The sequence below is a fragment of the Synechococcus sp. N26 genome, assembly GCF_900473975.1.
Classification (GTDB): domain Bacteria; phylum Cyanobacteriota; class Cyanobacteriia; order PCC-6307; family Cyanobiaceae; genus Parasynechococcus.
The window spans coordinates 265204-288066 of sequence record NZ_UCNM01000007.1 but is presented as its reverse complement, the minus strand read 5'-3'; the positions used below and the strand labels follow the sequence as shown (position 1 = coordinate 288066).

Genomic DNA, 22863 nt, shown 5'->3' with positions numbered 1-22863 from the left:
GGTGGGGAAAGCCGAATGGTTGGGGGCTGCCCGGATGCCGCTGTCAAATGAACTGATTAGGGTCCGGTCATGGCTGAATCCGGAGCGCTGTTTTTTGTACTGATGGCGGGGCTGGCCGGTTCGATGGCCCTGGTTTACGTGCCCTTGCGCATCTTTCTCACCGCTACATCCCGCAGTCGACGGTTACGCCTGCTCCAGCGCATCCGCCGCCTGCGGGATGAGTTGGCCCAACCCCTTGATTCCTGATCCTGAGGGTCAGGCCATCACCATGCCGCCATCCACCTGCAGCACCTGGCCTGTGATGTAGGCCGCGGCCGGGTCGGCGGCAAGGAAGCGCACGGCACCGGCCACCTGCTCCTGGGTGCCAAAGGTTCCCAGGGGGATGTCTTTGAGGATGGCCTCCGCATCGAGGTCCTTGGTCATGTCTGTGGCAATGAAACCCGGAGCCACAGCGTTCACGGTGATGCCACGGCTGGCGAGCTCTTTGGCGGTGCTGCGGGTGAGACCGATGACGCCCGCTTTGGCGGCGGCGTAGTTGGCCTGTCCTGCGTTGCCCATCAGCCCCACAACGGAGGTGATGTTGATGATCCGACCGCTCTTCTGTTTGAGCATCGGGCGTGCCACGGCTCGCGTGCAGAGGAACACTCCACTGAGGTTGAGGTCGATCACCGATTGCCAATCGTTGGTTTTCATCCGCATCAGCAGGCCGTCCCGCGTGATGCCGGCGTTGTTCACCAACACATCCAAACGGCCGCTCCGCTCCAGCACCGTCTTGATCAGGCCATCCACCTCGGCCTCAACCGACACGTTGGCTTGCAGGGCATAGGCCTTGCCCCCAGCTGTGGTGATGGCAGCGACAACTTCATCGGCGGCGGCGGCGGAACTGGAGTAGTTCACAACCACCTCTGCACCGGCTTCGCCCAGGGCCAGGGCGATGGCCCGGCCAATGCCGCGACCTCCTCCCGTCACCAGGGCGGTCTGTCCGGCAAGAGAAGCGCTGGGAGACATGGAGGCACCGTTGATCGGAGGATCGTACGGAGCCGTCGTCATCCAGCTCAACCCGGCATGGTTTCAATCGTGTCGACGGCCTCCCCAAGCAACGACTGAAAGGTGGCGAGCTGGGTTTTGCTTCCCAGCACGATCAGGAGTTGCCCCGGTGCCATCTGGGTGTCGCCGCCTGGATTGGCGATCAGCTTTCCGTTCTCCCGGATCGCCAGCACCATGGCCCCGCTGCGACGGCCCAGCTCCAGCTCCGCCAGGCTCCGCCCGCGGATCTCCATCAGGTGCCGAGGGTCGTGACTCAGCTGGAATTCCTCGATTTCATAGTCGGAGCCCGCCAACAGCTCCATGAAGTTGAGGGCCAGCGGTCGCAGCGCCGAAGCGGCCATCACCCGGCCACCAGCCACATAGGGACTGACCACCACAGTGGCGCCCGCCAGCCTCAGCTTTGAGGCGGCTTCATCGCTGTTGGCGCGAGCAATCAAACGGCAATCCGGTCGTAGGTCCTTGGCGCTGAGGATCACGTACAGATTGGAGGCATCGCTGGGTAGGGCTGCCACGAGGCTGCAGCAGCGTTCCAGACCTGCGTCCAGCAGGGTTTCATCGAGGGTTGCATCGGCTTGAAGCACCCAGAGGCCATTCTCGTCTGCCACGGCCTTTCGTTCTGGATCGGTTTCGATCACCACGAGGGGCACCGCGTCCCGTTGCAGTTGGGCTGCAATCTCCTGTCCGATCCGGCCGTAGCCGCAAAGAATCACGTGGTCGTGAAGGCCTTCCAGCATGCGGAGAAAGCGGAACTCCCGCAGTCTGCGGAAATATCCCGACTCCTTCAGCCCTAGAACGCGTTGGATGGCCAGTTGCACAACCACCAAGCCACCCACCACGATCAAGACGGTGACCAGGCGGCCTGGAGGTGAAAGCGGGGCGACTTCTCCAAAACCGATGGTGCTGATGGTGATCAGCACCATCCAGAGGCAATCGCCCCAGTCCCATCCCTCCGTGATCCGATAACCGAGGGCACCCGCGAAGATCACAGCACTGAGGGCACTGATGGGCCCCCGCCATGGAGCCGTGATCAGCTTCAGCTGTCCCCTTGCACGGCGACGCCTCATCGGACGTCTCCTCAGAAACCGAGGGCCGTCAGCACATCACTGCTCTGCAGCGTGGCGAGCTCCTGCGGGCGGCTGAGGCAGCGGATCTCCTGGCGCTCGGGAAGGTCTGCGGCCTCGGCTCCAAGGGCAACCAGGGGGGTTCCGCAATAGGTCGCCAGGCGCTGGGACACCGGGCAGCTGCTGAGCACGACATCGGCATTGGCCACCAAGGCCGCCCGTTTGGTCAGGCTGAGCTCGGCTGGCAGCACCATGCTGCGCAGCGCCGGTAGGCGGCTTTTGATCGTCTCAGGCAGCTGGTGCCATTCCGCTGCAGGCCAGTCATTCCCCTGGCCGGATGGCGACAGCAGCAGCAGGGGGCCGTCACCGCTGGGCAGTGCTTCACGGGCTTCCTCAAGAGCCTCTGCCGCCAGGGGCAGGCGGAACTGATCGGCCTTGAGATCAAGGCCCAGGGCTTGAAGAAAGGGGTTGAGACGCTGCGCCGTCCAGCCAGGACCGACGCTGACCTGGTCGGTGCAGGCAAATCCCTCAACCGCCAACCGTTTGGGGATATGGCTCATCGACAGCATCAGGTTCACCTGCTGCCCTTCAGCGAAGTTGATGCAGATCTGAAAGTCGGGTTCGCGAACACAACCGAGCAGGTTGGCCCAGTCCGCAAGGGTGGGGTTGGCCTCGAAGCTGAACGGCAACAGCTTGTCCAGGCACGGCAGAAGCTTCCATGGAGCTGCCTGCTGGGGGTCACAGGCCACCTGCAGGCTGGCGTTGAGCTTCTGGCAGATGTCGGCCAGAGCCGGTAGACGGTCCAGCTGGTCTTCGAGCGAACCCGGGCTCAGGGCAAGAACTCGCATGCAGCGCCGCCTTCCATGGTGCGAGCTGATTGTATGGAGGTCGTTTACGCCTGTCTGGGGCAGGAGTCGATTGTGCATCTGTTGATTGCTGCGGCGGGAAGCGGTCGGCGCATGGGTGCGGATCGCAACAAGCTGCTGCTGCCGTTGGCCGGACGCCCCGTCATTGCCTGGACCCTGGAGGCGGCCCTGCGTTCCGAGCGGATCGAATGGATCGGGATCGTCGGCCAGGAGGTCGATCGAGAGGCCATCCTTGCGGTGCTGGATGCACCCAGCAAGCCGGTGCACTGGATCCAGGGCGGCAGCACGCGGCAGGAGTCGGTGCTTTGTGGTCTGGCGGGGTTGCCGGAGCAGGCTCGGCACGTCTTGATTCATGACGGCGCACGCTGTTTGGCTGAACCGGAGTTGTTTGATCGCTGTGCAGCTGTGGTGGAGGCCGGCACGGCGCTGATTGCTGCAACGCCGGTGAGCGACACGATCAAGCGCGTGGGATCTGATGGTGTGATTTGTGAGACGCCGGATCGATCTGAGCTTTGGGCTGCGCAGACGCCGCAGGGCTTTGCCGTTGATCAGCTGCGTCGCGGCCACGCTGAGGCGGTTGCCCAGGGCTGGACGGTCACCGACGATGCGTCGTTGTACGAGCGTCTGGGGTGGCCTGTGCAGGTCTTGGATGCCGGCCCCGCCAACATCAAGGTCACCACACCGTTTGACCTCACCGTGGCGGAGGCCGTGCTCGCCCTCAGGTCAGCAGGCTGAGCCGGCCGTTTTTGCCGTCCAGGCGTGCCATCGCCCCCATGGGCAGGGCTGCGTTTCCGGATCGGTGACCAACGGGCAGGTCCATCACTCTGGGAATGCCGAGATCGGCCGTGCGTTCCTCAAGAACCTGCTCAAGGTTGAAGCTTTCGGAGGCGTCTCTGGTTTCATCGGCGCACCCTTCGAAATTGCCAAATGCCAGACCCGCCAGGCCCTGCAAGCTGCCATTCAGCCTCCACTGAGTCAGCATCCGATCAATGCGGTAGGGCGCTTCACCCACGTCCTCCAGCACCAGAACGGCTCCCTTGAGGGGGGGCACAAAACGGCTTCCCAACAGGTGGGTGGCCACGGTCAGATTGGCCACGAGCAGGGGACCGCTTCCTACCCCGCCACCGCCACCCCGACCTTGCAGGTCAGGAACGGTGTTGCCGAAGAGCAGGTTGCGCAAGCGGTCACGGCTCCATTGCGGTTCCTCCGCAAGTGTTGTGAGTAAGGGGCCATGGATGCCCCCCGCAAACCCTGCTGCCTGGCGGGCCCAGAGAAGAGCTGTCACGTCGGAAAAGCCCAACAGCCAGCCGCTCTGCCAGCGGATGGGCTGCTCCAGCAGCCGAGCAGCCCCCCATCCACCGCGGGCACAGGCGAGCAGCGCTGCCGGTTCTGCCGGATGCAGATCGGCATGGCGCGTGTCATCGCGCCCTGCGAAGTAGCCCCAACGTCGGCTGGCCAAGGTCTGGGGTTGAACATCGAGGCCCCAGCTCTGCAGGACCGCAATGCCCTCCTGCAGCTTGCTGTCGTCCTGCAGGGCTGAACTGGCGGCCACACAGGCCACACGGTCTCCAGTGCGGAGCGGCGGAGCCGGGGTGATGCGCATCAGGCTCCCCATCCCCTGGCCAGAACCAGGCCGAGCCAGAGCAGCGTCCCTGCCTGCACCTGTTGGGCAAAGTGCTTCCCGTAGGTGCCCATGGAGGCATCCTGTTTGTTCAAGGGGTTGCAGCTGAGCTGCATGAAGACGGCGGCAAGCAACCAGAGAGGCCAGAACGGTGCTGGGATCTGAGCCGACCATGCCGCTATGGCAAGGGTGATGGCTGTCACGAGGTAGCAGCCCCGAACCACAGGAACCACGCGGGATCCGAGGCTCAGGGCGCTGCTGCGCAGGCCGAGGCTGGCATCGTCACGTCGGTCGGCCATGGCATAGACCGTGTCGAAGCCGAAGGTCCAGACCACGGTTGCCAGCCAACTGCACACCAGGGCAGGACTCCCGCTCAAGGAGGCCGTTGCTGCGGCCCAGGGGATCAGCACCGCGAAGCCCCAGCACAGCGCCAAGACCGCCTGGGGGAAGGCGAACCACCGCTTTGCCGATGGATAGCCGAGGATCGGCAGCACGGCCATGCAGGCCAAGGCGAGACAGAGCCCGAGGCTCGCGGCTGGCAGAGTCAGCACAACAGCCAGGCTGAGGCCCAGCAAGATCAGCAGCAGAGCGAAGGCTGGCCCTCTCTGCAGCGCACCTCTGGCCAGAGGCCGATGTTGTGTGCGTTCCACCTGGCGGTCGAAGCGCTGGTCCCAGAGGTCATTGGCGATGCAGCCTGCTCCGCTCACCGCCAGGCCCCCCAGAAGGATCTGCAGGATCAGCACAACACTGGGGGGAGCGCTTGGATTCAGCCAGAGGGCCCAGCCTGCTGGGATCAGCAGAATCAGCCGGCCGGTGGGTTTGTTCCAGCGGAGCAGTTCGATCCAGGGCTGAAGACGGGCAGAGCTGCTGATCACAATCAACGGGATTTGAAGAACCCTAGTCAGGGCCCGATGGCCTCGGCCGTCAGTGTCAGAGTGGATTTCATTGCCGCTCTGACGTTGATGCTGGATGCCAAGGCCCCAGCCCAGCCAACGGAACAGAACAACGGCGCGTCGCAGGCAGTGAACGCTGATCAGCGTCGGATCGCCGCCATCGATATCGGGACAAATTCCTTTCATCTTCTGGTGGCAGCCGTTGATCCGAAGCTGCGCACGTTTCGGATCATCCAGGCCGAAAAGGCCACTACGCGTCTGGGGGAGCGTGATCCCGAGACCGGTGAGCTGACCGCGGCAGCGATGCAACGGGGGCTGGAAACCCTTCGCCAGTTCAGAGATCTCGCCGCCAGTCACCGGGTTGAGCAGATCGTCACAGCGGCGACGAGTGCCGTTCGAGAAGCACCCAATGGTCGCGATTTCCTCCAGACCATCCTCGACGATCTGGGGATGGAGGTGGATTTGGTCAGCGGCCCCGAGGAGGCACGGTTGATCTATCTGGGCGTCCTCTCAGGAATGCCGTTTGGAGACCGTCCGCATCTTCTGCTCGATATCGGCGGTGGCTCTACGGAACTGATCCTTGCCGATGGTCGTGATGCCCGCGCCCTGACCAGCACCCGTGTGGGGGCTGTGCGACTCCAGCGGGACTTTGTTCGGGATGATCCGATGCCCCCTCAACGGCGGTCATTCCTGCAGGCCTTCATTCAGGGGTCGCTTGAACCTGCGGTCGACAAAGTGCGTCGCAGGATCAAACCCGGTGAAACTCCTGTTTTGGTAGCCACCAGCGGCACGGCGATGGCGATTGGCTCCCTTGCGGCGAGTGAAGAGGAGCGCCCCCCCCGCAAATTGCATGGCTACCGCGTCACCCGGCAGCGCCTGGACAACGTGGTTGATCATCTGATCAAGATGACCCCTGCGCAACGACGGGAGTTGGCTCCCATCAACGATCGTCGGGCCGAAATCATCGTTCCCGGTGCGCTGATCCTGCAAACCACCATGAAGATGCTGGGTGTGGAGGAGTTCGTGCTCAGTGAGCGGGCGCTCAGGGAAGGTTTGATCGTTGATTGGATGCTTCGCCAGGGTCTTCTGGAAGACCGCTTCAGCTTTCAGAGCAGCATTCGGCAGCGCACTGTGCTCCATCAGGTGCAGCGCTTTGCGGTGAACCAGAGCAGGGCTGAACGGGTTGCCAGCCATGCCCTCAGCCTCTACGACGCCACGCGAGGCGTGATGCATGACGACAGTGGCGAAGGGCGTGAACTGCTTTGGGCTGCCGCGATGCTCCACACCTGTGGCCAGCACATCAATATCAGCGCCTACCACAAGCACACCTGGTATTTGATTCGTCATGGTGAGCTGCTGGGCTATTCCGAGGCGGAGCACCTGATGGTGGCGGCCATTGCCCGCTACCACCGCCGCAGCCTGCCGAAGAAACGCCATGAGTCCTGGCAGCTTGTGGCCACCCGAGACAACCGTCGTTGTGTTCATCAGATGGCCCTGCTGCTGCGCTTGGCCGCGGCTCTGGATCGCAGGCCTGAGCCGGTGATCTCAGCACTTCGCATCCATGCGGTGAAGGGAACTCTGGATCTGGAGATCGTCCCTGAGCGGGTCAACCAGAACGTCAGCCTTGAACAGTGGAGCTTGGAAGGCTGCGCTGAGGTGGTGAAGGAGGCGGTTGGCGTGAATCTGCGCGTCAGGGTGCAGGGCTGAGCGGGATCCAGCGGATGTCATCCACAGCGCCAAGGGTGCGTGTCTCGGCGTCGGGAGAACTGAGCTGCACCAGATCAGGCCGGCCGGCGTAGATCTCCACCAGGTCAGGATTGTCAATCCTGCGCTCACCGTTCAGCAGCCCTTCGAATTCCACAATTCCCTCCCGCCGTAGGGCGATCCAGCTGGGTTCGCTGCTGCTGATCGTGAGGCCCAGGTCTCCGGTTGGTGGCGCTGGAACGATGAGGGCATCTTGCCCATCTGCAACCTTGGTCACCGCTAGATCGGTTTCGCTTGGCTCAAGGGTTGGATTAGCAGGCTTCAACCCCTGGGCGAAGCGCGTCAACTCGGAGGCGTTGCTCCACACAACAAAGCCAAGGCCAGCAAGCCCGGCGAGGGCCACGAGGGGAAGCGGATTGAATGTTCTCTGGTTCTGAGGAGCCATGCTTCGCGGTGTTGCCCCGGGAGTCGTCCGTTTGGGCGGACTGGTGGTGAGGGGGCCGAGGGTTTGAACCATGGCGTTTGCATCCAAATCCAGATGCGAACTGATCCGGCGCACCATGGCCTTGATGAACACGGGTTCAGGCAGTTCGGCTTGATCGCCCCGTTCCAGTGCTGCCAGTTGCTCCTCGCCCATGTGCAGCTGGCTGGCGAGCTGGTTCTGACTCAGGCCCGCAGCAGCCCGCGCCTCGGCCAACTGTCGCCCTGCTTCAACCAGGCCCGTGGCTTTGCCTTGGTCGTCCGCAAGACTCCGCTCGTTCATCAATGGGTCGATCGACCTCGTTCAAAGCTGAACTTAGGCCGATCAAACAGTGCAGTCAGCACCAAAAGGATTAAATCCCATCAAAAAATATGGGCGATACTGGATTCGAACCAGTGACCCCTTCCGTGTGAAGGAAGTGCGCTACCACTGTGCTAATCGCCCGCACAAATCGATCCTAAACCACCGCCTATTGGGGTTTCGGACGGAATAGGTGGTCGTGGTCAGGGGAGTAAAGCCGTGAGCGCTGGGGACCACCGGCAAGGGCAGGACTCACCACATAAAGCGTTGTGCGAATCAGATTGCGTTTCCGACTCACCGCAGCCATCTCCCTGAGAGGGACCACGGTGAGCATCTGATCAGGCCAGCTCACCCGATGTCCGATGGCCACGGGCGTGTCGGCGGGGTAGTGCTCCAGAAGGGTGGTTTGCACCTCTTCAACGTGTCGTGCACTCAGATAAATGCAAAGGCTGGCGCGCAGGGCGGCCAGCCGATCCAGCTGTTCCCGTTCCGGCACGCCGGTGCGACCCCCAGCGCGACTGAGAACAATGGTTTGCACCACGCCTGGAAGGGTGAGTTCGCTGGCGAGTCCTGCGGCTGCCGCTTGGTAGGCGCTGATCCCGGGAATCACTTCCACAGGGATGTCGGCGTCGCTCAGGGCGCAGATCTGCTCGTTGATGGCGCTGTAGAGCGCCGTGTCTCCATCGTGAAGCCGCACCACCCGTTTGCCCTGGCGCTGCCGGTCGATGAGCAGCGGGATCAGCTCTTCGAGCGTGGTCGTGCTGGTGCGGATGCGTTCGCAATCCGCCGGCGCCAGATCGGCGATGGCTGGGCAGACCAGGGAATCCGTCCAGATCAGCACGTCGGCTTTGTTCAGACGGTCAGCCGCGCGAAGGGTGAGCAGGTCTGGAGCACCGGGGCCTGCGCCGACGAAACTGACAACGTGACTCAACTGCGTTGGCCTGATGGATCAGGCAGGGGTCGCTTCCGTTGATATAGCCACCAAAGCCCAAGGACGCCGAGTGCGACCAGGGTGCAACTCATCAATTGGGCGATGCGGATTCCCCCGTCGCAAGCCGGTGGAAGCGAACCGATGCAGAGAGGATCAATGCGCAGACCTTCGATCCAGACACGGCCAAGGCTGTAGCCCACCAAGTACACACAACTCATGGCGCCCGATGGGAGCATCCCAGGAGCTTTGAGTCCGCGGCGAAAGAGCAGCATCAACAGTCCGAAGAGCAGCAGGTTCCAGATCGATTCGTAGAGGAACGTCGGGTGGAAAAATTCCGACGTGCTGTACATCACAGGGCGGCTCTGCGCCGGGATGAACAGCTTCCACGGCAGGTCAGTTGGAACCCCGAAGGCCTCGGAATTGAAGAAATTCCCCCAGCGACCGATGGCCTGTCCCAAGGCCACGGAGGGAACCAACACATCCAGCACATCCCAGAAGGGTTGCTGGCGCCAGCGGCAGAACAGGATCAGCGTGATTGTTCCCGCCAGCAAAGCACCGTGGATGGCGATCCCTCCTTCCCAGATGGCCAGGGCCTTGAGCGGGTTGGAGGCGTAGTTGTGCCACTCGAAGGCCACGTAGTAAATCCGTGCTCCGATCACGGCAAACAGCACGAGCACGGGCAGCAGATCGCTGACCAGGTTGTTCTCCAGCTGTCGAAGCTTGGCCAGTCGGCTGGAGAGGTTCAGTCCAATCAAGACGGCTGTTGCAATCAGCAGCCCGTACCAACGCAGGGGAAGGAACCAGTTTTGGGTGTGAGGCAAAAATTCCCCTGGCGACTGGAAGGTCGCCAGGGGAAACAGGGCTTCAACAGCCATAGCGATCAGAAGTTGCCTTCAGCGGCCTGAACCTTTTCGATCTGCTTCTTCTTCAGCACCAGCATGATCTGAGCCAGAGCCACCGCCGCGAAGAAGGCGAGCAGGCCGTAGATCCGAATGGGGTTCTGCAGAACAATCTCTGCGTCCACCTGGCCGAAGCCGCCCACGTTGGGGTCGTTGGTCAGGGCAGCACCGGCTTCGATGCTGTCACCGACGCTGACCAGAACTTCAGGACCAACAGGAATGGTCTCGCTCACGCTGCTGCCGTCAGCCGCCTTGATGCTGACCACACTGGCGCCGTTGTCGCCGGGTTCGATGGAGGCAATGGTGCCGCTGGCAGGAGCCGTGTAGACGGTGTTGTTGCTCTTCTCACCGGTGGGATACACCTGGCCACGGCCACGGTTGCCACCCACGTGGATCTGGTACTTGCCGAAGTGAATGTTGCTGTCGGTGGCGGGATCAGGGGACAGCACAGGGAAGACGATCTCTTGGTGCTCATCACCAGGAATCGGTCCCACCAGCAGGATGTTGGGCTGGTCGTCGCTGTACTGGGTGAAGTAGACGCCTTCCGTTTCTTCCTTGATCTCGTCGGTCCAGCGGTCCTGAGGAGCCAGGGTGAAGCCATCAGGAAGCATCACAACAGCGCCCACCTGCAGACCCACATCGCTGCCGTCGGCACCGATCTCCTGCAGGCCGTTTTCGTAAGGAACCTTGACGCTGGCGGTGAAGACGCTGTCAGGGAGGACCGATTGGGGCACTTCAGCCTGGGTCAGCTTTTTGGCCAGGTGGCAATTGGCGCAAACAATCTTGCCGGTGGCTTCCCTGGGGCTGTCGTAGTTCTGTTGAGCCCAGAAGGGATATGCCCAGCTGGCAGCCGGAGCGATCAGCAGAGCCAGTCCGATGACCAGTGATCCAAGGAAAAGCGAGAGGTGACGACGCATGGGACGGTGAGGGGGATGCAGGCGTAGGGAAGGGAAAGATCAGGCCCACCAGGGCTTATCACCAGTTCGGAAGTCGGTCTCGGTCCACTGGCTCACGAACACGTTGTCGTTCTCCACGCTGACGTTCGCCAGGGCCAGGGAGAGAGGGGCAGGGCCACGGACGACTTTGCCGGTGGCGTCGTACTGACTGCCGTGACAGGGGCACATGAACTTGTTGGCGCCGCTGTTCCAGGGAACGACGCAACCGAGGTGGGTGCAGATGGCGTTGATGCCGTAGCTGCCGATGGCGTCTTCGCCTTCAACGATCAAATAGGTGGGATCGCCTTTGAGGCCCTGCACCAGGCTGCGATCGCCCTCGGGGTGGCTGGAGAGCCAGCCGCTGGCTGTGATCGGGTTGCCCAGCTCATCCTTCGCACTGGTGCCGCCGCCACTGCCGGCGGCCTTGGGGGGGATGAAGTAATTCGCCACCGGGTAGAGGGCTCCCAGGGCTACACCGGTGACGGAGCCGAACGTCAGCAGATTCATGAACTGCCGACGACCCATTCCGGGCACATCGCTCGAGGAGAGTTGGGTCATGGCGGACGTTCATCCAGCTCAGAATGGCGTCCATTATGGATGCTTAAGTGCCTGTCAAGCTTTGCAACGACAGGCGTCTACCTGCCCCTGCCGCCCCTGCTTCTGTGCTTGATATCGCCAACGCCGTGCCCGAGCCGCCGCTCAGTGTTGACGAGGTGATGGCCTGCTTACGCCAGCGCTGGCGGGCGACTTACGACCTTCAGCTGGTGGTTCGACGCCGTCGTTTGTATCTCCAGGTGATGTGGGCCTATCTCGAGCAACAGTCGTTCCCGATGGACCTTGAGGCCTATCGGCAGCATCTCGGTGAGGTGCTGGATGTTGTGAATCGTCTTGGTTTGGCGGGTGAGGTGCGCCAATGGCTCGGTTCCACCCGCGACAAACCCCGTCTTGGTAAGGCGTTGAGTCTTCCGCTGGAGGCGACAGGGCCGGAGGCGGAAACGCTGATCAAGGAGTTTCTGGTCTGAAGGATTCGGTCAGGGCCACCAGGCCGACGCCGATCAGGAACAGTGCCGTGATCGCTCCAGCCAGCAGCAGCATCGTGATCGGATCGGTGGATGGCGTCAGCACAGCTCCAGCCAGGGCTGAACCCAGCACAACCCAGCGCCAGGCCCCAAGCATCGGCCGCCAGCGCACCAGCCCCAGGGCCCCGAGGAGCAGTTGCAGAACAGGGAGCTGAAACGCCAGCCCAGTGGCCAGCATCAGCAGCAGAACAAAATCCAGATAACGCTCGATCGACCAGAGCGGCTCCACCACATCGGCGCCGTAGCTCACTAGAAAATGAAGGGCGGCTGGCACCAGGGCCCACCAGGCAAAGGCCAGGCCCGCCATGAACAGAACCGCGGAGCCGGCGACGGCAGGGGCGATCAGGCGTCGTTCGCTGATCGTCAGGCCCGGCAGCACAAAGGCCAGGATCTGAAACAGCACATAGGGCAGGGCCAGGGTGAGGCCGGCGTAGCCGGCCACCTTCAGCGAGACGAATAAAAACTCTCCCGGTGCCAGTTGAAGGAAATGAATTCCGCTGGCTGGCGCTTCCAGCAGGCGCACCAGAGGTTTAACCCCCAGCAGGCAGGTCAGCGCTGCAACAACAACGGCCAGCAAGCTGCGCAGAACCCGTTGACGCAGTTCCTCCAGGTGATCCACCAGAGGCATCTCCACCTCATTGGGCAGATCTGCATCGCCAGGTGCCCTCCCAATGCGAATGGGCGGTGGTGGCTGCAGAGCTGGGGGACCTTCGGGGCGCTCAGACACGGACGCAGGACGGGCGGCGCAACAGGTCAGCCCGAATGTGGGCTCAGGCTAGGGGCAAGCAGCCGCTCTTCCGCGCCCTGGGGATCCCCCCAGCGGATTTCAGCTTGTCCATGGCGCACGGTGCCCGGGCCGGCACCGGGAATGCGCTGCAGCTGATCGGTGGGCACCATCACCACCGCCACCCGCGTGTTGCCCCGCGCGCGGCTGAAATAGGCCGCCAGATCCGTTGCCATCGCCAGGTCGGATTCCTCGGCCAGCCCGTTGGAGCTCTTCAACACCACGTGACTGCCTGGGCATTCCTGGGCGTGAAACCAGAGGTCACCACTGCGGGCCTGGCGCAGCGAGATCCAGTCGTTCTGGCGGTGATTCCGCCCCACCTGCACCTTGAGACCTCCGGGAGTATTCAGTTCCAGCGGCTTGGGCTGATCCCGTTGACGCTGCTGTCGCGTGCTGCGACGGCGTTCCTTGGGCTGTAACAGCTCATCAATTTCCTCCCGCAGATCATTCAGGGCGGCGAGGCGCGCCGGGCCGTCCTGCCAGGTGGCGCCCAGTTGATCTTCGATGAAGGTTTCGCTCGCGTTGATCAGCTCAAGCCGTTGCTGATGGTGCTCCAGCCGCTGCTCAAGGATCGGGCGCGATCTCCGCAGTTTTTTGGCCCTGCGATAGAGCGACTGGGCTTCATCGACCTGGTCGCGGCTTGGGTTTCCGAGGCAGAGGAGAGCGTCCGCCTGGCGTTGAAGAGCCTCGTGCCCGTCGGTGGCCTTCAGGCGCTGGTGTTGGTCCTGCTGGGCTGCCTGTTCTTTACTGCGCCAACGCTCCAGGCGTTGACGCAGATCTTGGCTGACCCGTGCCAGGGCCCGTTGCTCTTGGGATTGCTGGTGCAGGGATCCCAGGGTGAGCGCCAGAGCGGGCTGTGGATGCACTTCACCCTGGGGAGACCCCCAGACCCGGTAACGACCGTCGTTCTCCACCACCAGGGCGAACTGCTCACGCTCGAGCTGGTCCAACCAGAGCGACCAGCGTTCAAACAGGTGGCACCAGTGGCGTGCATCCAGGCTGTCCACCGGGGTGTTCAGGTGCTCGCCGGCGAGCTGTAGAGCAAGGGCTGGGCTGATTCCCTGATAGGTCTGCTGCAGGGCCTTGCGCAGCGCGATCGGAACGAGGGAGAGCCGCTCCTTCCAGCGTTCAAAGCCCTCCGTTGGATCCGGTGCCAACCCCTGCAGCATCGGGGGTGGGCTATAGGAATCACCGGTGGATAGAGGGCGCACGCGGGACTGATGGTCCCGGACCTGTCGCCCCAGGGCAATGATCCGGCGCTGCTCATCCAGCAGCAGCAGGTTGCTGTGCCGTCCCATCAGCTCCAGCACGAGCACCCGCTGGATCGGTTCCCCAGGGCGTTGGGCAAACCGGAATTCCACCACCCGTTCAAAACCACTCTGGTGGAGCTCCACCAGAGCCAGCTGGCGGAGGCTGTGTTGCAACTGTTGGGCGAAGGTGCTGCCGCTGCCGCTGCGCGGGGGAGGGTTGACCTCCACCAGCCGAGGGGCCTCGGCTTGCCAGCTCAGTTCCAGCCACACCATCCCCTTGAGGCTGCGGCATCCCAGTTGAATCGTTGCCGGGTCCGGTTGTTGGGCCTTCTCGAAGCGGCTGGGCACCAGCTTTGGGCGCAGATCCCAGAGCACCGCGCGCAGCGTGGTGAGATCCATTGGCTGCAGGCTGGTGGAGGCGATCACCTGGAGCACCGGGTGGGGCATTGGGGCTTCCTACTCTGCTGACCCACGCAGACGCCGCGATGTCCACCAGTGGAAAGCTCACCTTGATCACCGGCCCCAGTGGAGTCGGCAAGGGAACGCTGGTGAACCAGCTGCTGGAACGGCACCCCCAGATCTGGCTGTCGGTGTCGGCCACCACCCGTTCTCCGCGCCAGGGGGAGCAGAACGGCATCAACTACTTCTTCCACAGCCGTGCGGGGTTTGAGACCTTGGTGGAGCAGGGAGGTTTTCTCGAGTGGGCGGAATTCGCGGGGAATTGCTACGGCACTCCCCGAGGTCCTGTGGAAGAACAGATGGCGGCGGGGCGCCCCGTGCTTCTGGAGATTGAGTTGGAAGGTGCCCGCCAGGTGCGTCGCAGTTTTCCGGACGGTTTTCAGATTTTTCTGGCTCCCCCCAGCTTTGAAGAGTTGGAGCGCCGGATCCGTGGGCGCGGAACCGATGCGGAGGATGCCATTCAGCGCCGCTTGACTCGCGCTCGCGAGGAGCTCGAGGCCCAACAGGAATTCGATGCTGTTGTGATCAATGACGATCTCGAAGCAGCGTTGAACCAGGTGGAGGCGCTGATGGGGCTGGGATAAAGCAGAGCTGCTTTTTGCAACGCTGATCGTCGCAACCCTGACTTTCGCAACGGGGGCAGGCACAAAAAAAGGGAACCCGAAGGTTCCCTTGCCTCTAGAAAATCAACCCAGATTCACATCGGGTGGAAGAGAAGATCGGGGAAGAAGCGGTTCCACTCGATCAGGATTCCTGCGGTGGCGGTGAACCAAATGGCTGCAACCACTGGAGCTGCGGTCAGAAACTTGTTCATTGTTGAGGGGGCAATGGTTGAAGTCGTTTGAATCAGCGTGGTGAAACAGTCACCTTGCTGTCGTCTTCGAGCAGCTTGCCGTTGGTGAATTCACCGAAAGCAGCCAGAGGCCAGGTGGCAGCAGCCAGAAGGCTCTTGATGGCGATGCTGCGATCGATGAAGATTTCGTACTGGGCAGCATTCTTGCCGCGAGTTGCTTTCAGGTACTCACGACCGGCCCAGCCGATGCAGCCGGCGACGTACAGGAACATGATCCCGGGATACACAAAATCACCGGCGTGGCTCCAGCGGCCATCGACGATCAGGTGGGGAAGGCCATCCTCACCACAGGAGGCCTGGCTGTACATCTCGAAGCGAGCTTTGGCCTGAGGCGTGTTGGCAGCGGCAGCACGCTGCTGGAAGCGGGCGCTTTCTGAGCAGGGGGTGAGGCCAGCCACATCCGCCTTGGCGACGGGGGCGAAGCCGAACACCAGGAGTGCTGAAAGCACGACGGCGAAGAGACGACGCATCGGAACAATTCCTCTGAACGGTGCCCCGAAAGGGCAAGATGTCACAAGTCGGACAGTAGGGGAGGCGCATCGCTTCGATGCATGCAGTGCTTGCCCTCGAAACAAGTTGTGACGAGTCCGCTGCAGCGGTCCTGAGCCGTCACGCGGATGGGCGAATCGAGGTTCTGGCGTCGCGGATTGCATCTCAGGTTGAAGAGCATGCCCGTTGGGGTGGTGTTGTGCCCGAAATCGCTTCGCGTCGCCACGTTGAGGCCCTGCCGGGGCTGGTGGAGACCGTGGTTGACGAGGCGGGTGTCGCTCTGGGGCAGCTGGATGCCATCGCGGCCACGATCACTCCAGGTCTGGCCGGGGCTCTGATGGTGGCCTCGGTGACGGGTCGCACCCTTGCTGCGCTGCATCAGCGCCCCTTTCTCGGCGTTCATCACCTGGAGGGCCATCTGGCCTCGGTGATGCTTGGGGATGCCCCACCGCAAGCTCCTTATCTGGTGTTGCTTGTGAGCGGGGGCCACACGGAGCTGATCCTGGTGGCTGACGACGGCGGGATGACGCGGCTCGGCCGAAGCCATGACGATGCCGCTGGAGAGGCTTTCGACAAGGTGGCCCGCCTGCTTGGTCTGGGATACCCCGGAGGTCCTGCCATTCAGGCTGTTTCCGAAACGGGTGATGCAACGCGCTTTCGCCTGCCCAAGGGGCGGATTTCATTGCCGGGCGGCGGTTTTCACCCCTACGACTTTTCCTTCAGTGGTCTGAAGACCGCCATGCTCCGCACTGTGGAAACTTTGCGGCAAAACCCTAATCCGCTGCCTCTTGCCGACCTGGCCGCCAGTTTCGAACAGGTGGTGGCCGATGTTCTGGTGCAGCGCAGTCTTCGCTGTGCTGAAGACCATGGTGTTCAGCAACTGGTGATGGTTGGGGGCGTCGCAGCGAACCGTCGCTTGCGCCAAAGCATGCTCGAACAGGGGAAGCAGCGGGGTATAGCGGTCTCCATCGCTCCCCTGGGCTTCTGCACCGACAACGCCGCCATGATCGGAGCTGCGGCCTTGCTGCGTCTGGACCAGAACACGGAATGCACCTCTCTTGAATCAGGTGTAGCCGCCCGCTGGCCCTTGGATCAGGCCGATGCGCTTTACACACCAGACCCACCCTTCTAGGTAAGCCTTTTAGGCTTGAAGGCACTGTTCGGTCTCTGCGTCGTGGACCAACCGGAAACCAGACCCGATGCTCCGGAGCCCGTGGAGGCTGATGAGCTGAACGCCTGGAAGCGTGGCTTCACTCCACAGGCCGAAATCTGGAACGGCCGTCTGGCGATGATCGGCCTCTCCGCAGGGATCGCTGTTGTTCTTTTGGTGCGTGTGTTCAGCGGTGGCTGATCAGCTTCTGCCCCGCAGGGCCTGAGCCAGCTCGTTGGGTTTGAGGCTGATGGCAACCGCTTGATCGCCGTCAATGCGACCCGCCTCCACCAGGGCCAACAGCGATTGATTGGTGGTCACCATCCCATCGAATCCGCTGCGCTCCATGATCTCCTCCACCTCATCGAGCGCCCCCGGCTGGATGTAGTCCTTGCAGGCGTCGGTGTTGATCAGGATGTCGTGATACGCCGTCCGTTTTGCATCTGTTGTCTTGATCAATCCCTGGGCGACCACCCCCAGCAGCGATTCGGACAACGAACGGCGCACACTCTCCTGCTCTTCAGGCGGATACATGCCGAGAACCCGTTCCACGGTCTTCACTGCAGAGTTGGTGTGCAGGGTTCCGAACACCAGGTGGCCGGTCTGGGCCGCTTCCAGGGCCGTGGAAAGGGTTTCCTGATCCCGGATTTCGCCCACCAGAATCACATCGGGGTCTTCCCGCAGGGCCGCCCTCAGGGCGTTGTGGAATCTGAGGGTGTGCAACCCCACTTCCCGGTGCCGGATGAGGGACTTGCGGCTCTCGTGCACGAACTCGACGGGATCCTCGATCGTGAGGATGTGGCGTGCCTCGTTGCGGTTGATCCAATCGATCATGGCCGCCAGGGTTGTGCTTTTGCCGGACCCTGTCGGTCCGGTCACCAGGATCAGTCCCTTCGGACGGGCCGCGAGGCTCTCCAGCACGCTGGGGAGATTCAGCTGCTCCATGGTGAGGATCGTCTGCGGAATCAGGCGCAGCACCATCGCTGGGCCCCGCAGTGAATCCATCAGGTTGATGCGCACGCGCACGAAGGGGAAGGCATGGGAGCCGTCAAATTCCTTGTCGCGGTTGAAGCCATCGATCTGCTGTGGCGTCAGGATTTCCTGGAGCCATCCCTGAAAGACCTCGGCGCGGGTGACCGGCCAATCCGCGCCCTGCATGTCTTCCCGGGCCCGGTAGCGCGGCACTTCCCCAACCCCCAGGTGGACATCGGAATGGCCGGCATCATGGGCGATGCGCACGATCTCTTCGAGGCTTGGAGAGCCATCTGCAGCGGATCGGGGCGCCGGGTTGTGAGCCTCCCGAAGTCCTTCTGGGCTACGGGATGCGGTTGGGCGCGGCGGGAAGCTGGGGGGGAAACCGGCTGAGCCACGTTTATGGCAAGGGATCTGTTTTCAGGATCGTCTCGATGCCGGAACTGGCAAGGATTTCTCACTGTTCTCTCCGGGTTAACGCCCGTAAACTCCAGCGGTCCGTCTGGATGGAATGGCTGAACAGCCCCGCGTCACGATCGTTCTGGGAACGCGTCCGGAGGCGATCAAGCTGGCTCCGGTCATCCGGACGTTTCAAGCCTGTGATGCATTGCAGACCCGTGTCGTCCTGACCGGTCAGCACCGCGAAATGGTGGGCCAAGTGATGGATCTGTTCCATCTCCAGGCGGATCAGGATCTCAATCTGATGGCACCCCGTCAGACCCTGACGCATGTCACCTGTGCTGCGCTGCAAGGGCTGCGGGAAGACTTTCAGGCCTATTCGCCGCAGTTGGTTCTGGTGCAGGGCGACACCACCACGGCGTTTGCCGCTGGTTTGGCTGCGTTTTACGAGCAGATCCCTGTTGGTCATGTGGAGGCCGGCCTGCGTACTGACAATCTTCTGGATCCCTTCCCAGAAGAAGCCAACCGTCGGCTCCTTTCTCAGATAGCAACCCTTCATTTCGCGCCGACGCTCAAGGCTGAATCCAACCTGAAAGCATCCGGGGTGGTCGGGGAGATCGCCGTGACCGGCAACACCGTGATCGATGCCTTGTTGTTGATGGCGGAATCGGCGCCGGATGTTCAGTTTGATGGCCTCAACTGGGATCAACAGAGGGTGATCCTCGCCACGGTGCATCGCCGTGAAAACTGGGGTGAGCGGCTGCACGACATCGCTGCAGGAATGCTGCAGGTGCTTGAGCGCTACCCCGACACGGCGCTTCTGCTGCCGATGCACCGCAACCCGACGGTGCGTGAACCGCTGCAGGCCCTGCTTGGAAGCCATCCCCGAGTCGTTCTGACCGAACCTCTGGACTACGACCGTCTTGTTGCAGCGATGAAAGCTTGCTGCCTGTTGCTCACCGATTCCGGTGGTCTCCAGGAGGAAGCCCCTGCGCTCGGCAAACCCGTGCTGGTTCTGCGGCGAACCACAGAGCGGCCGGAGGCCGTTGATGCGGGCACCGCCCGGCTGGTGGGCACCGAGCCCGATGTGATCCTGGAGGAGACCTCGCGGCTGCTTGGGGATGCCACGGCCTATCAAGAGATGTCCCGCGCCGTTAACCCCTTCGGCGATGGTCACGCCAGCGAACGCATCCTTGAACGCTGTCGACGAAAGCTCGGGGTCTGAAGCATCCCTCAGCAGCGATGGCTGTTACCGCTGGTGGCTGCGGCGCTGCCTGGGTGCCGGCAAAGGGTGCCTCCTTTTCGTGGGTCTGAATCCCTCGAGAGCTGATGGCCAGCGTGATGATCCGACCCTGCGCCGTTTGATCGGCTTCGCCAGGCAATGGGGATATCGGGACTTGCTGGTGCTGAATCTGTTCGCCCGGATGTCGCCGTCTCCGGCGGCGCTGCTGCGGGTGAAGGACCCCATCGGTGAGCAGAACGACGCGATCTTGAACCGCTGGTTCAACCACTGGTCTCGAACATCTGGGGTTGATCTCTGGTGTGGATGGGGGGCGAATGGGGCGCGATGGGACCGGGCTCAGCTGGTTCTTGGGACCATTCAGCGTTTGCTGCCGCACCGCCGACGCTCCGTTCCCGACTCGCCGCATCCGCTGATACTGGGGCAGACGGCCTCGGGGCAACCGCGCCATCCGCTTTATGCCCCGCGCAACGCCTGCCTTCGCCCTTTTCTCTGGGCAGACCCGGAACCGATCCGTCATCCTGTGGGGACCGTGATGGATGTCTTTCCGCGCTGATGTCCCGTACGCCCCGCCGCTACGTCGTCCATCTCCACCTTGTGGGAGGGCAAACCGAACGGGTGTTTTTTCCGAAACTCGAGACCTTCCAGGAGTGGTACCAAGGGGTGGTCAATGCCGAGAACCAGGGCGGTTTCGTCAACGTTCCCCTCAGTGATCTGGAGGGCGAGTATCTGGTCGTACGCCCCCAAGCGGTGATCGGCGTGCGCGTGGAACCTCAGTTCTCCTCTGTCGATGACGCCTGAGCGTCTGGGCCTCCTCTGGGGCGTCACGGTTTCCTCGGGTGCTGCAGCTCGTTTTCTGGCGGCCAAGTCGGAATTTCCTGGGGTGGTGTTGCTGCTCCTGTCGGGGCTGCTGATCGGTCGCTCTGGTCTGGGTTGGGTGGAACCTCTTGATCTCGGCTCCGGGCTTGGAACCGTGGTGGGTCTTCTTGTCAGCCTGGTGCTGTTCGATGGCGGCCTGAATCTGCGTCTGCCTGGAGACACGATCAAGGCAACGGTGCAGCGCATCGCAGCCCTGCGTCTGTTGATCTCCCTGGGAGGCGGTCTGTTGGCGGCCCATTGGCTTGCGGGCCTCAGCTGGTCGCTTGCGGCTGTGTTCAGTGCCATCGTGCTGGCCACGGGGCCAACGGTGGTCACACCCCTGGTGCGTCAAATTCGGCTCGCACCTCCTCTGGGCGAAGTCCTGGAGGCTGAGGGACTGGTGCTTGAGCCCATCGGCGCCGTTTTAGCCCTTCTGCTGTTGGAGCTTGTCCTTGGCAACCTGCATGGCTGGCGGGAGGTGATGCTCGGCCTGCTGTATCGATTGGGCGGTGGTGTGCTGATTGGCGCGAGCGTCGGCTGGCTGCTGTCAGAACTGCTGCGACGGCTCAAACCCGATCAGTTGAAGGGGCTCCCGCTTCAGCTCAGTCTGGGTTTGCTGTTTCTGATGTATGGCGTCAGTGAGTGGCTTCTGCCGGAATCCGCCCTGCCTGCATCGGTGGCGGCGGGCATCGTTGTGGGTCGACGTCCAGGCCCCCACACCGCTGAATTGGATGGTTTGATTCAGGAACTGGCGCAGTTGGCGATCACGATGCTGTTTCCGCTGCTGGCTGCTGACGTCTCCTGGGCTGAACTCAGTCCGCTGGGTTGGGGCGGCATCCTCTGTGTGCTGTCGTTGATGCTCGTGGTGCGTCCGATCGGCGTAGGTCTGGCCACCATCGGGTTGCCCTACAAGCTTGAACAACGGCTGTTCTTGGGTTGGCTCGCTCCGCGAGGCATCGTCACCGCAGCGGTGGCCTCTCTTTTCGCGATTCGCTTGGAGCAGGCCGGCATCCTGGGGGCAGGACGCCTTCAGGGGTTGGTGTTCCTCACCATCCTGATGACCGTTGGTCTCCAGGGCCTCACGGCTCAGCCGTTGGCTCAGGCTCTTGGCCTGGTCAAAGCCGAGGATGACCAGCCTGCCTCAGCCGAGGCAGCGGCGCAGACGCGGCAGGTCCTCACCGATTCGGGCCAGCAATGACCAGGTGGTGATCAGATCGGGGCCTTGAAGACGCCCCAGCAGAGCGGCGCGCAGTGACTTCATCACAACCCCTTTTTTCACACCGGCTGCTTTGGCGGCATCCCCCAGCCAAGCCTTGGCTTGATCAACGTCGCTGCCGTCCCAAGGGTTGTTCTCGAGCCGCTGAAGCAGGTCCGCAATGGCTGCCTTGGCTCCTTCGATCGCGAGTTGCTCGAGGGCATCGTCCTGGAGCTCCGGACGATCAAAGAACGGTTCCGCCTGATCGACGCCATCTTTGAGCAAGGTGAGGGATGGCCCCAGCAAGGCGCAGAGGTCCAGGCACCAGCTCTTGTCGCTGGGAGGGGTCCAACCGCGTTCGGTCCACAGCGGCGTCAGTTCCTCTAGAAGATGGTCCGCCGTCCAGCCATGCAGAACCTGGGCATTCAGCCAGTTGAGCTTGTCCCAATCGAAACGCGCCCCGGCTTTGTTGACGCGGTCGAAACCAAAAACGGCTGCGGCCTCACGCAAGCTGAACCGTTCCTCCATGCCCTCCGGTACGGACCACCCCAACAAGGTCATGTAGTTGGCGATGGCGTCAGGGGTGTAGCCCATGGCGCGGAAGTCGTTGATGGAGGTCACCCCATCCCGTTTTGAGAGCTTGCGTCCCTCGGCATTGAGGATGAGAGGAGCGTGGGCAAAGGTCGGCAAGGGCAGGCCCAGCGCTTCGTAGAGGAGCAGTTGCTTGGCGGTGTTGGCAATGTGATCTTCACCGCGGATCACATGGGTGATGTCCATCGCGGCGTCATCCACCACAACAACAAGGTTGTAGAGGGGGTCGCCGATTTGATCCGCCGGGGCGCGACGGGCAATCACCATGTCTCCGCCAAGGTCTGAGCCTCGCCAGCTCATGGCGCCACGCACCAGATCATTCCAGCGAATTTCGGCAGCGTCATCGATGCGAAAACGAATCACCGCTTCACGGCCTTCTGCCTGAAACGCCTGCTCTTGCTCGGGGGTCAGAGACCTGTGGCGGTTGTCGTAGCGCGGGGCTTGATTGGCCGCTTTCTGCGCATCGCGCATGGCCGTGAGTTCCGTTTCGCTGGCGTAGCAGCGGTAGGCCAGTCCCCGATCGAGCAGGGTCTGTATGGCATCACGGTGCTGCCCCACCCGTTCGCTCTGGATGACGGGTTCCTCGTCCCAATCGATCCCGAGCCACTGCAAGCCTTCGAGAATGTTCTGGGTGTACTCGGGCTTGGACCGCTCCTTGTCGGTGTCTTCAATGCGCAGCACGAAAGCGCCTTGCTCGTGCTTGGCGTAGAGCCAATTGAAAACAGCGGTTCGCGCCGTTCCAATATGGAGCGTGCCCGTCGGGCTGGGGGCCAATCGAACGCGCACCATCGTGGCTCTTGGTGGTG

Annotated in this window: 27 protein-coding genes and 1 tRNA gene; 11 read left to right on the top strand and 17 right to left on the bottom strand. The window is 62.5% G+C overall.

The window, feature by feature from the left end; translation table 11 throughout:
- Window positions 1–69: 69 nt before the first annotated feature.
- A complete protein-coding gene (locus tag DXY33_RS12275; protein ID WP_170950965.1) occupies window positions 70–246 on the top strand; it encodes a hypothetical protein in 177 nt (58 codons plus the stop codon).
- A 9-nt stretch (window positions 247–255) separates the two neighbouring features.
- Here DXY33_RS12275 and fabG read toward each other — a convergent pair whose 3' ends face one another.
- From fabG to DXY33_RS06220, 3 genes are read right to left on the bottom strand one after another with little or no spacing between them, the layout of a single operon-like run.
- Window positions 256–1008: a 3-oxoacyl-[acyl-carrier-protein] reductase gene (gene fabG, locus DXY33_RS06230; protein WP_115132267.1), complete on the bottom strand. Its 753-nt coding sequence runs from the start codon at window positions 1006–1008 to the stop codon at window positions 256–258.
- Window positions 1009–1055: 47 nt separating this feature from the next.
- Entirely contained in the window at window positions 1056–2111 is a 1056-nt protein-coding gene (locus tag DXY33_RS06225; RefSeq protein WP_115132167.1) for a TrkA family potassium uptake protein, read from the bottom strand.
- 11 nt (window positions 2112–2122) lie between these two features.
- On the bottom strand, window positions 2123–2956 hold the full coding sequence (locus tag DXY33_RS06220; protein ID WP_115132166.1) for a glycosyltransferase family 9 protein: 834 nt from the start codon (window positions 2954–2956) through the stop codon (window positions 2123–2125).
- A gap of 72 nt (window positions 2957–3028) precedes the next feature.
- Between DXY33_RS06220 and ispD the strand changes: the two genes are divergently transcribed.
- Window positions 3029–3709 (top strand): 2-C-methyl-D-erythritol 4-phosphate cytidylyltransferase, encoded by a 681-nt coding sequence (ispD, locus tag DXY33_RS06215; protein ID WP_115081720.1) that lies wholly within the window; start codon window positions 3029–3031, stop codon window positions 3707–3709.
- Here ispD and DXY33_RS06210 read toward each other — a convergent pair.
- The gene (locus DXY33_RS06210) at window positions 3693–4577 is read right to left on the bottom strand and encodes an LD-carboxypeptidase (protein WP_115132165.1); all 885 of its coding nucleotides are present in this window, start codon (window positions 4575–4577) and stop codon (window positions 3693–3695) included. The two genes, ispD and DXY33_RS06210, sit on opposite strands and share 17 nt — an antisense overlap.
- Window positions 4577–5470, bottom strand: coding sequence for a 4-hydroxybenzoate polyprenyltransferase (locus DXY33_RS06205; protein WP_115132266.1), 894 nt, complete (start codon window positions 5468–5470; stop codon window positions 4577–4579). Before DXY33_RS06205 ends, DXY33_RS06210 begins: the two co-directional genes overlap by 1 nt.
- 87 nt (window positions 5471–5557) lie before the next feature.
- On the opposite strand from DXY33_RS06205, the gene DXY33_RS06200 reads away from it, so the two are divergent.
- Window positions 5558–7195: a Ppx/GppA phosphatase family protein gene (locus DXY33_RS06200; RefSeq protein WP_115132265.1), complete on the top strand. Its 1638-nt coding sequence runs from the start codon at window positions 5558–5560 to the stop codon at window positions 7193–7195.
- On the opposite strand, the gene DXY33_RS06195 is transcribed toward DXY33_RS06200, so the two are convergent.
- The 6 genes from DXY33_RS06195 to petC form a co-directional block, all read right to left on the bottom strand.
- On the bottom strand, window positions 7179–7955 hold the full coding sequence (locus tag DXY33_RS06195) for a RodZ family helix-turn-helix domain-containing protein (protein ID WP_115132164.1): 777 nt from the start codon (window positions 7953–7955) through the stop codon (window positions 7179–7181). The genes DXY33_RS06200 and DXY33_RS06195 overlap by 17 nt on opposite strands.
- A 90-nt stretch (window positions 7956–8045) precedes the next feature.
- A tRNA-Val gene (locus DXY33_RS06190) sits at window positions 8046–8117 on the bottom strand.
- A 25-nt stretch (window positions 8118–8142) separates the two neighbouring features.
- A complete protein-coding gene (gene cobM / locus DXY33_RS06185) occupies window positions 8143–8904 on the bottom strand; it encodes a precorrin-4 C(11)-methyltransferase (protein WP_115132163.1) in 762 nt (253 codons plus the stop codon).
- On the bottom strand, window positions 8901–9779 hold the full coding sequence (gene lgt, locus DXY33_RS06180; protein ID WP_115132162.1) for a prolipoprotein diacylglyceryl transferase: 879 nt from the start codon (window positions 9777–9779) through the stop codon (window positions 8901–8903). The genes cobM and lgt overlap by 4 nt, the downstream gene beginning before the upstream one ends.
- Before the next feature lie 5 nt (window positions 9780–9784).
- Complete coding sequence (gene petA, locus DXY33_RS06175; protein ID WP_115132161.1) at window positions 9785–10720, bottom strand: cytochrome f; 936 nt, start codon at window positions 10718–10720, stop codon at window positions 9785–9787.
- A gap of 39 nt (window positions 10721–10759) precedes the next feature.
- Window positions 10760–11296 (bottom strand): cytochrome b6-f complex iron-sulfur subunit, encoded by a 537-nt coding sequence (gene petC / locus DXY33_RS06170; RefSeq protein WP_006850760.1) that lies wholly within the window; start codon window positions 11294–11296, stop codon window positions 10760–10762.
- Window positions 11297–11343: 47 nt separating this feature from the next.
- On the opposite strand from petC, the gene DXY33_RS06165 reads away from it, so the two are divergent.
- Window positions 11344–11760, top strand: coding sequence for a DUF3067 family protein (locus DXY33_RS06165; RefSeq protein ID WP_115081687.1), 417 nt, complete (start codon window positions 11344–11346; stop codon window positions 11758–11760).
- On the opposite strand, the gene tatC is transcribed toward DXY33_RS06165, so the two are convergent.
- Together tatC and DXY33_RS06155 are read right to left on the bottom strand one after the other, a co-directional pair.
- Entirely contained in the window at window positions 11741–12445 is a 705-nt protein-coding gene (gene tatC, locus DXY33_RS06160; protein ID WP_170950976.1) for a twin-arginine translocase subunit TatC, read from the bottom strand. The genes DXY33_RS06165 and tatC overlap by 20 nt on opposite strands.
- Before the next feature lie 125 nt (window positions 12446–12570).
- Entirely contained in the window at window positions 12571–14298 is a 1728-nt protein-coding gene (locus tag DXY33_RS06155; protein ID WP_115132160.1) for an NFACT family protein, read from the bottom strand.
- Window positions 14299–14336: 38 nt separating this feature from the next.
- On the opposite strand from DXY33_RS06155, the gene gmk reads away from it, so the two are divergent.
- Complete coding sequence (gmk, locus tag DXY33_RS06150) at window positions 14337–14894, top strand: guanylate kinase (RefSeq protein WP_115132159.1); 558 nt, start codon at window positions 14337–14339, stop codon at window positions 14892–14894.
- Between the two features lie 113 nt (window positions 14895–15007).
- Here gmk and psaJ read toward each other — a convergent pair whose 3' ends face one another.
- Window positions 15008–15124, bottom strand: coding sequence for a photosystem I reaction center subunit IX (gene psaJ, locus DXY33_RS06145; RefSeq protein ID WP_006850741.1), 117 nt, complete (start codon window positions 15122–15124; stop codon window positions 15008–15010).
- Window positions 15125–15156: 32 nt separating this feature from the next.
- Complete coding sequence (locus DXY33_RS06140) at window positions 15157–15633, bottom strand: Photosystem I reaction center subunit III (protein ID WP_115132158.1); 477 nt, start codon at window positions 15631–15633, stop codon at window positions 15157–15159.
- Window positions 15634–15710: 77 nt separating this feature from the next.
- Between DXY33_RS06140 and tsaD the strand changes: the two genes are divergently transcribed.
- Together tsaD and DXY33_RS06130 are read left to right on the top strand one after the other, a co-directional pair.
- The gene (gene tsaD / locus DXY33_RS06135; protein ID WP_115132157.1) at window positions 15711–16784 is read left to right on the top strand and encodes a tRNA (adenosine(37)-N6)-threonylcarbamoyltransferase complex transferase subunit TsaD; all 1074 of its coding nucleotides are present in this window, start codon (window positions 15711–15713) and stop codon (window positions 16782–16784) included.
- 42 nt (window positions 16785–16826) lie between these two features.
- On the top strand, window positions 16827–17003 hold the full coding sequence (locus tag DXY33_RS06130) for a chlorophyll a/b-binding protein (protein WP_114988300.1): 177 nt from the start codon (window positions 16827–16829) through the stop codon (window positions 17001–17003).
- Here DXY33_RS06130 and DXY33_RS06125 read toward each other — a convergent pair whose 3' ends face one another.
- Window positions 17004–18188, bottom strand: coding sequence for a type IV pilus twitching motility protein PilT (locus DXY33_RS06125; RefSeq protein ID WP_115132156.1), 1185 nt, complete (start codon window positions 18186–18188; stop codon window positions 17004–17006).
- Window positions 18189–18285: 97 nt separating this feature from the next.
- On the opposite strand from DXY33_RS06125, the gene wecB reads away from it, so the two are divergent.
- The 4 genes from wecB to DXY33_RS06105 are packed head-to-tail and all read left to right on the top strand — an operon-like array spanning window position 18286 to window position 21469.
- Entirely contained in the window at window positions 18286–19398 is a 1113-nt protein-coding gene (gene wecB / locus DXY33_RS06120; RefSeq protein WP_115132155.1) for a non-hydrolyzing UDP-N-acetylglucosamine 2-epimerase, read from the top strand.
- On the top strand, window positions 19367–19969 hold the full coding sequence (locus DXY33_RS06115) for a DUF1643 domain-containing protein (RefSeq protein WP_115132154.1): 603 nt from the start codon (window positions 19367–19369) through the stop codon (window positions 19967–19969). Before wecB ends, DXY33_RS06115 begins: the two co-directional genes overlap by 32 nt.
- The gene (locus DXY33_RS06110; protein ID WP_115132153.1) at window positions 19969–20214 is read left to right on the top strand and encodes a hypothetical protein; all 246 of its coding nucleotides are present in this window, start codon (window positions 19969–19971) and stop codon (window positions 20212–20214) included. The genes DXY33_RS06115 and DXY33_RS06110 overlap by 1 nt, the downstream gene beginning before the upstream one ends.
- Window positions 20204–21469, top strand: a complete 1266-nt coding sequence (locus tag DXY33_RS06105; protein ID WP_115132152.1) for a sodium:proton antiporter — start codon at window positions 20204–20206, stop codon at window positions 21467–21469. Before DXY33_RS06110 ends, DXY33_RS06105 begins: the two co-directional genes overlap by 11 nt.
- Here the strand turns inward: DXY33_RS06105 and gltX are convergent.
- Window positions 21413–22846, bottom strand: coding sequence for a glutamate--tRNA ligase (gltX, locus tag DXY33_RS06100; RefSeq protein WP_115132151.1), 1434 nt, complete (start codon window positions 22844–22846; stop codon window positions 21413–21415). The two genes, DXY33_RS06105 and gltX, sit on opposite strands and share 57 nt — an antisense overlap.
- Window positions 22847–22863 lie beyond the last annotated feature (17 nt).

Excerpts from the sequence above, each read along its gene's own strand:
- DXY33_RS12275 (WP_170950965.1), top strand. The coding sequence starts at position 70 with ATGGCTGAATCCGGAGCGCTGTTTTTTGTACTGATGGCGGGGCTGGCC.
- fabG (WP_115132267.1), bottom strand. The coding sequence starts at position 1,008 with ATGTCTCCCAGCGCTTCTCTTGCCGGACAGACCGCCCTGGTGACGGGA.
- DXY33_RS06225 (WP_115132167.1), bottom strand. The coding sequence starts at position 2,111 with ATGAGGCGTCGCCGTGCAAGGGGACAGCTGAAGCTGATCACGGCTCCA.
- DXY33_RS06220 (WP_115132166.1), bottom strand. The coding sequence starts at position 2,956 with ATGCGAGTTCTTGCCCTGAGCCCGGGTTCGCTCGAAGACCAGCTGGAC.
- DXY33_RS06210 (WP_115132165.1), bottom strand. The coding sequence starts at position 4,577 with ATGCGCATCACCCCGGCTCCGCCGCTCCGCACTGGAGACCGTGTGGCC.
- DXY33_RS06200 (WP_115132265.1), top strand. The coding sequence starts at position 5,558 with ATGCTGGATGCCAAGGCCCCAGCCCAGCCAACGGAACAGAACAACGGC.
- DXY33_RS06195 (WP_115132164.1), bottom strand. The coding sequence starts at position 7,955 with ATGAACGAGCGGAGTCTTGCGGACGACCAAGGCAAAGCCACGGGCCTG.
- lgt (WP_115132162.1), bottom strand. The coding sequence starts at position 9,779 with ATGGCTGTTGAAGCCCTGTTTCCCCTGGCGACCTTCCAGTCGCCAGGG.
- petA (WP_115132161.1), bottom strand. The coding sequence starts at position 10,720 with ATGCGTCGTCACCTCTCGCTTTTCCTTGGATCACTGGTCATCGGACTG.
- petC (WP_006850760.1), bottom strand. The coding sequence starts at position 11,296 with ATGACCCAACTCTCCTCGAGCGATGTGCCCGGAATGGGTCGTCGGCAG.
- tatC (WP_170950976.1), bottom strand. The coding sequence starts at position 12,445 with ATGCCTCTGGTGGATCACCTGGAGGAACTGCGTCAACGGGTTCTGCGC.
- DXY33_RS06155 (WP_115132160.1), bottom strand. The coding sequence starts at position 14,298 with ATGCCCCACCCGGTGCTCCAGGTGATCGCCTCCACCAGCCTGCAGCCA.
- gmk (WP_115132159.1), top strand. The coding sequence starts at position 14,337 with ATGTCCACCAGTGGAAAGCTCACCTTGATCACCGGCCCCAGTGGAGTC.
- psaJ (WP_006850741.1), bottom strand. The coding sequence starts at position 15,124 with ATGAACAAGTTTCTGACCGCAGCTCCAGTGGTTGCAGCCATTTGGTTC.
- DXY33_RS06140 (WP_115132158.1), bottom strand. The coding sequence starts at position 15,633 with ATGCGTCGTCTCTTCGCCGTCGTGCTTTCAGCACTCCTGGTGTTCGGC.
- tsaD (WP_115132157.1), top strand. The coding sequence starts at position 15,711 with ATGCATGCAGTGCTTGCCCTCGAAACAAGTTGTGACGAGTCCGCTGCA.
- wecB (WP_115132155.1), top strand. The coding sequence starts at position 18,286 with ATGGCTGAACAGCCCCGCGTCACGATCGTTCTGGGAACGCGTCCGGAG.
- DXY33_RS06110 (WP_115132153.1), top strand. The coding sequence starts at position 19,969 with ATGTCCCGTACGCCCCGCCGCTACGTCGTCCATCTCCACCTTGTGGGA.
- DXY33_RS06105 (WP_115132152.1), top strand. The coding sequence starts at position 20,204 with ATGACGCCTGAGCGTCTGGGCCTCCTCTGGGGCGTCACGGTTTCCTCG.
- gltX (WP_115132151.1), bottom strand. The coding sequence starts at position 22,846 with ATGGTGCGCGTTCGATTGGCCCCCAGCCCGACGGGCACGCTCCATATT.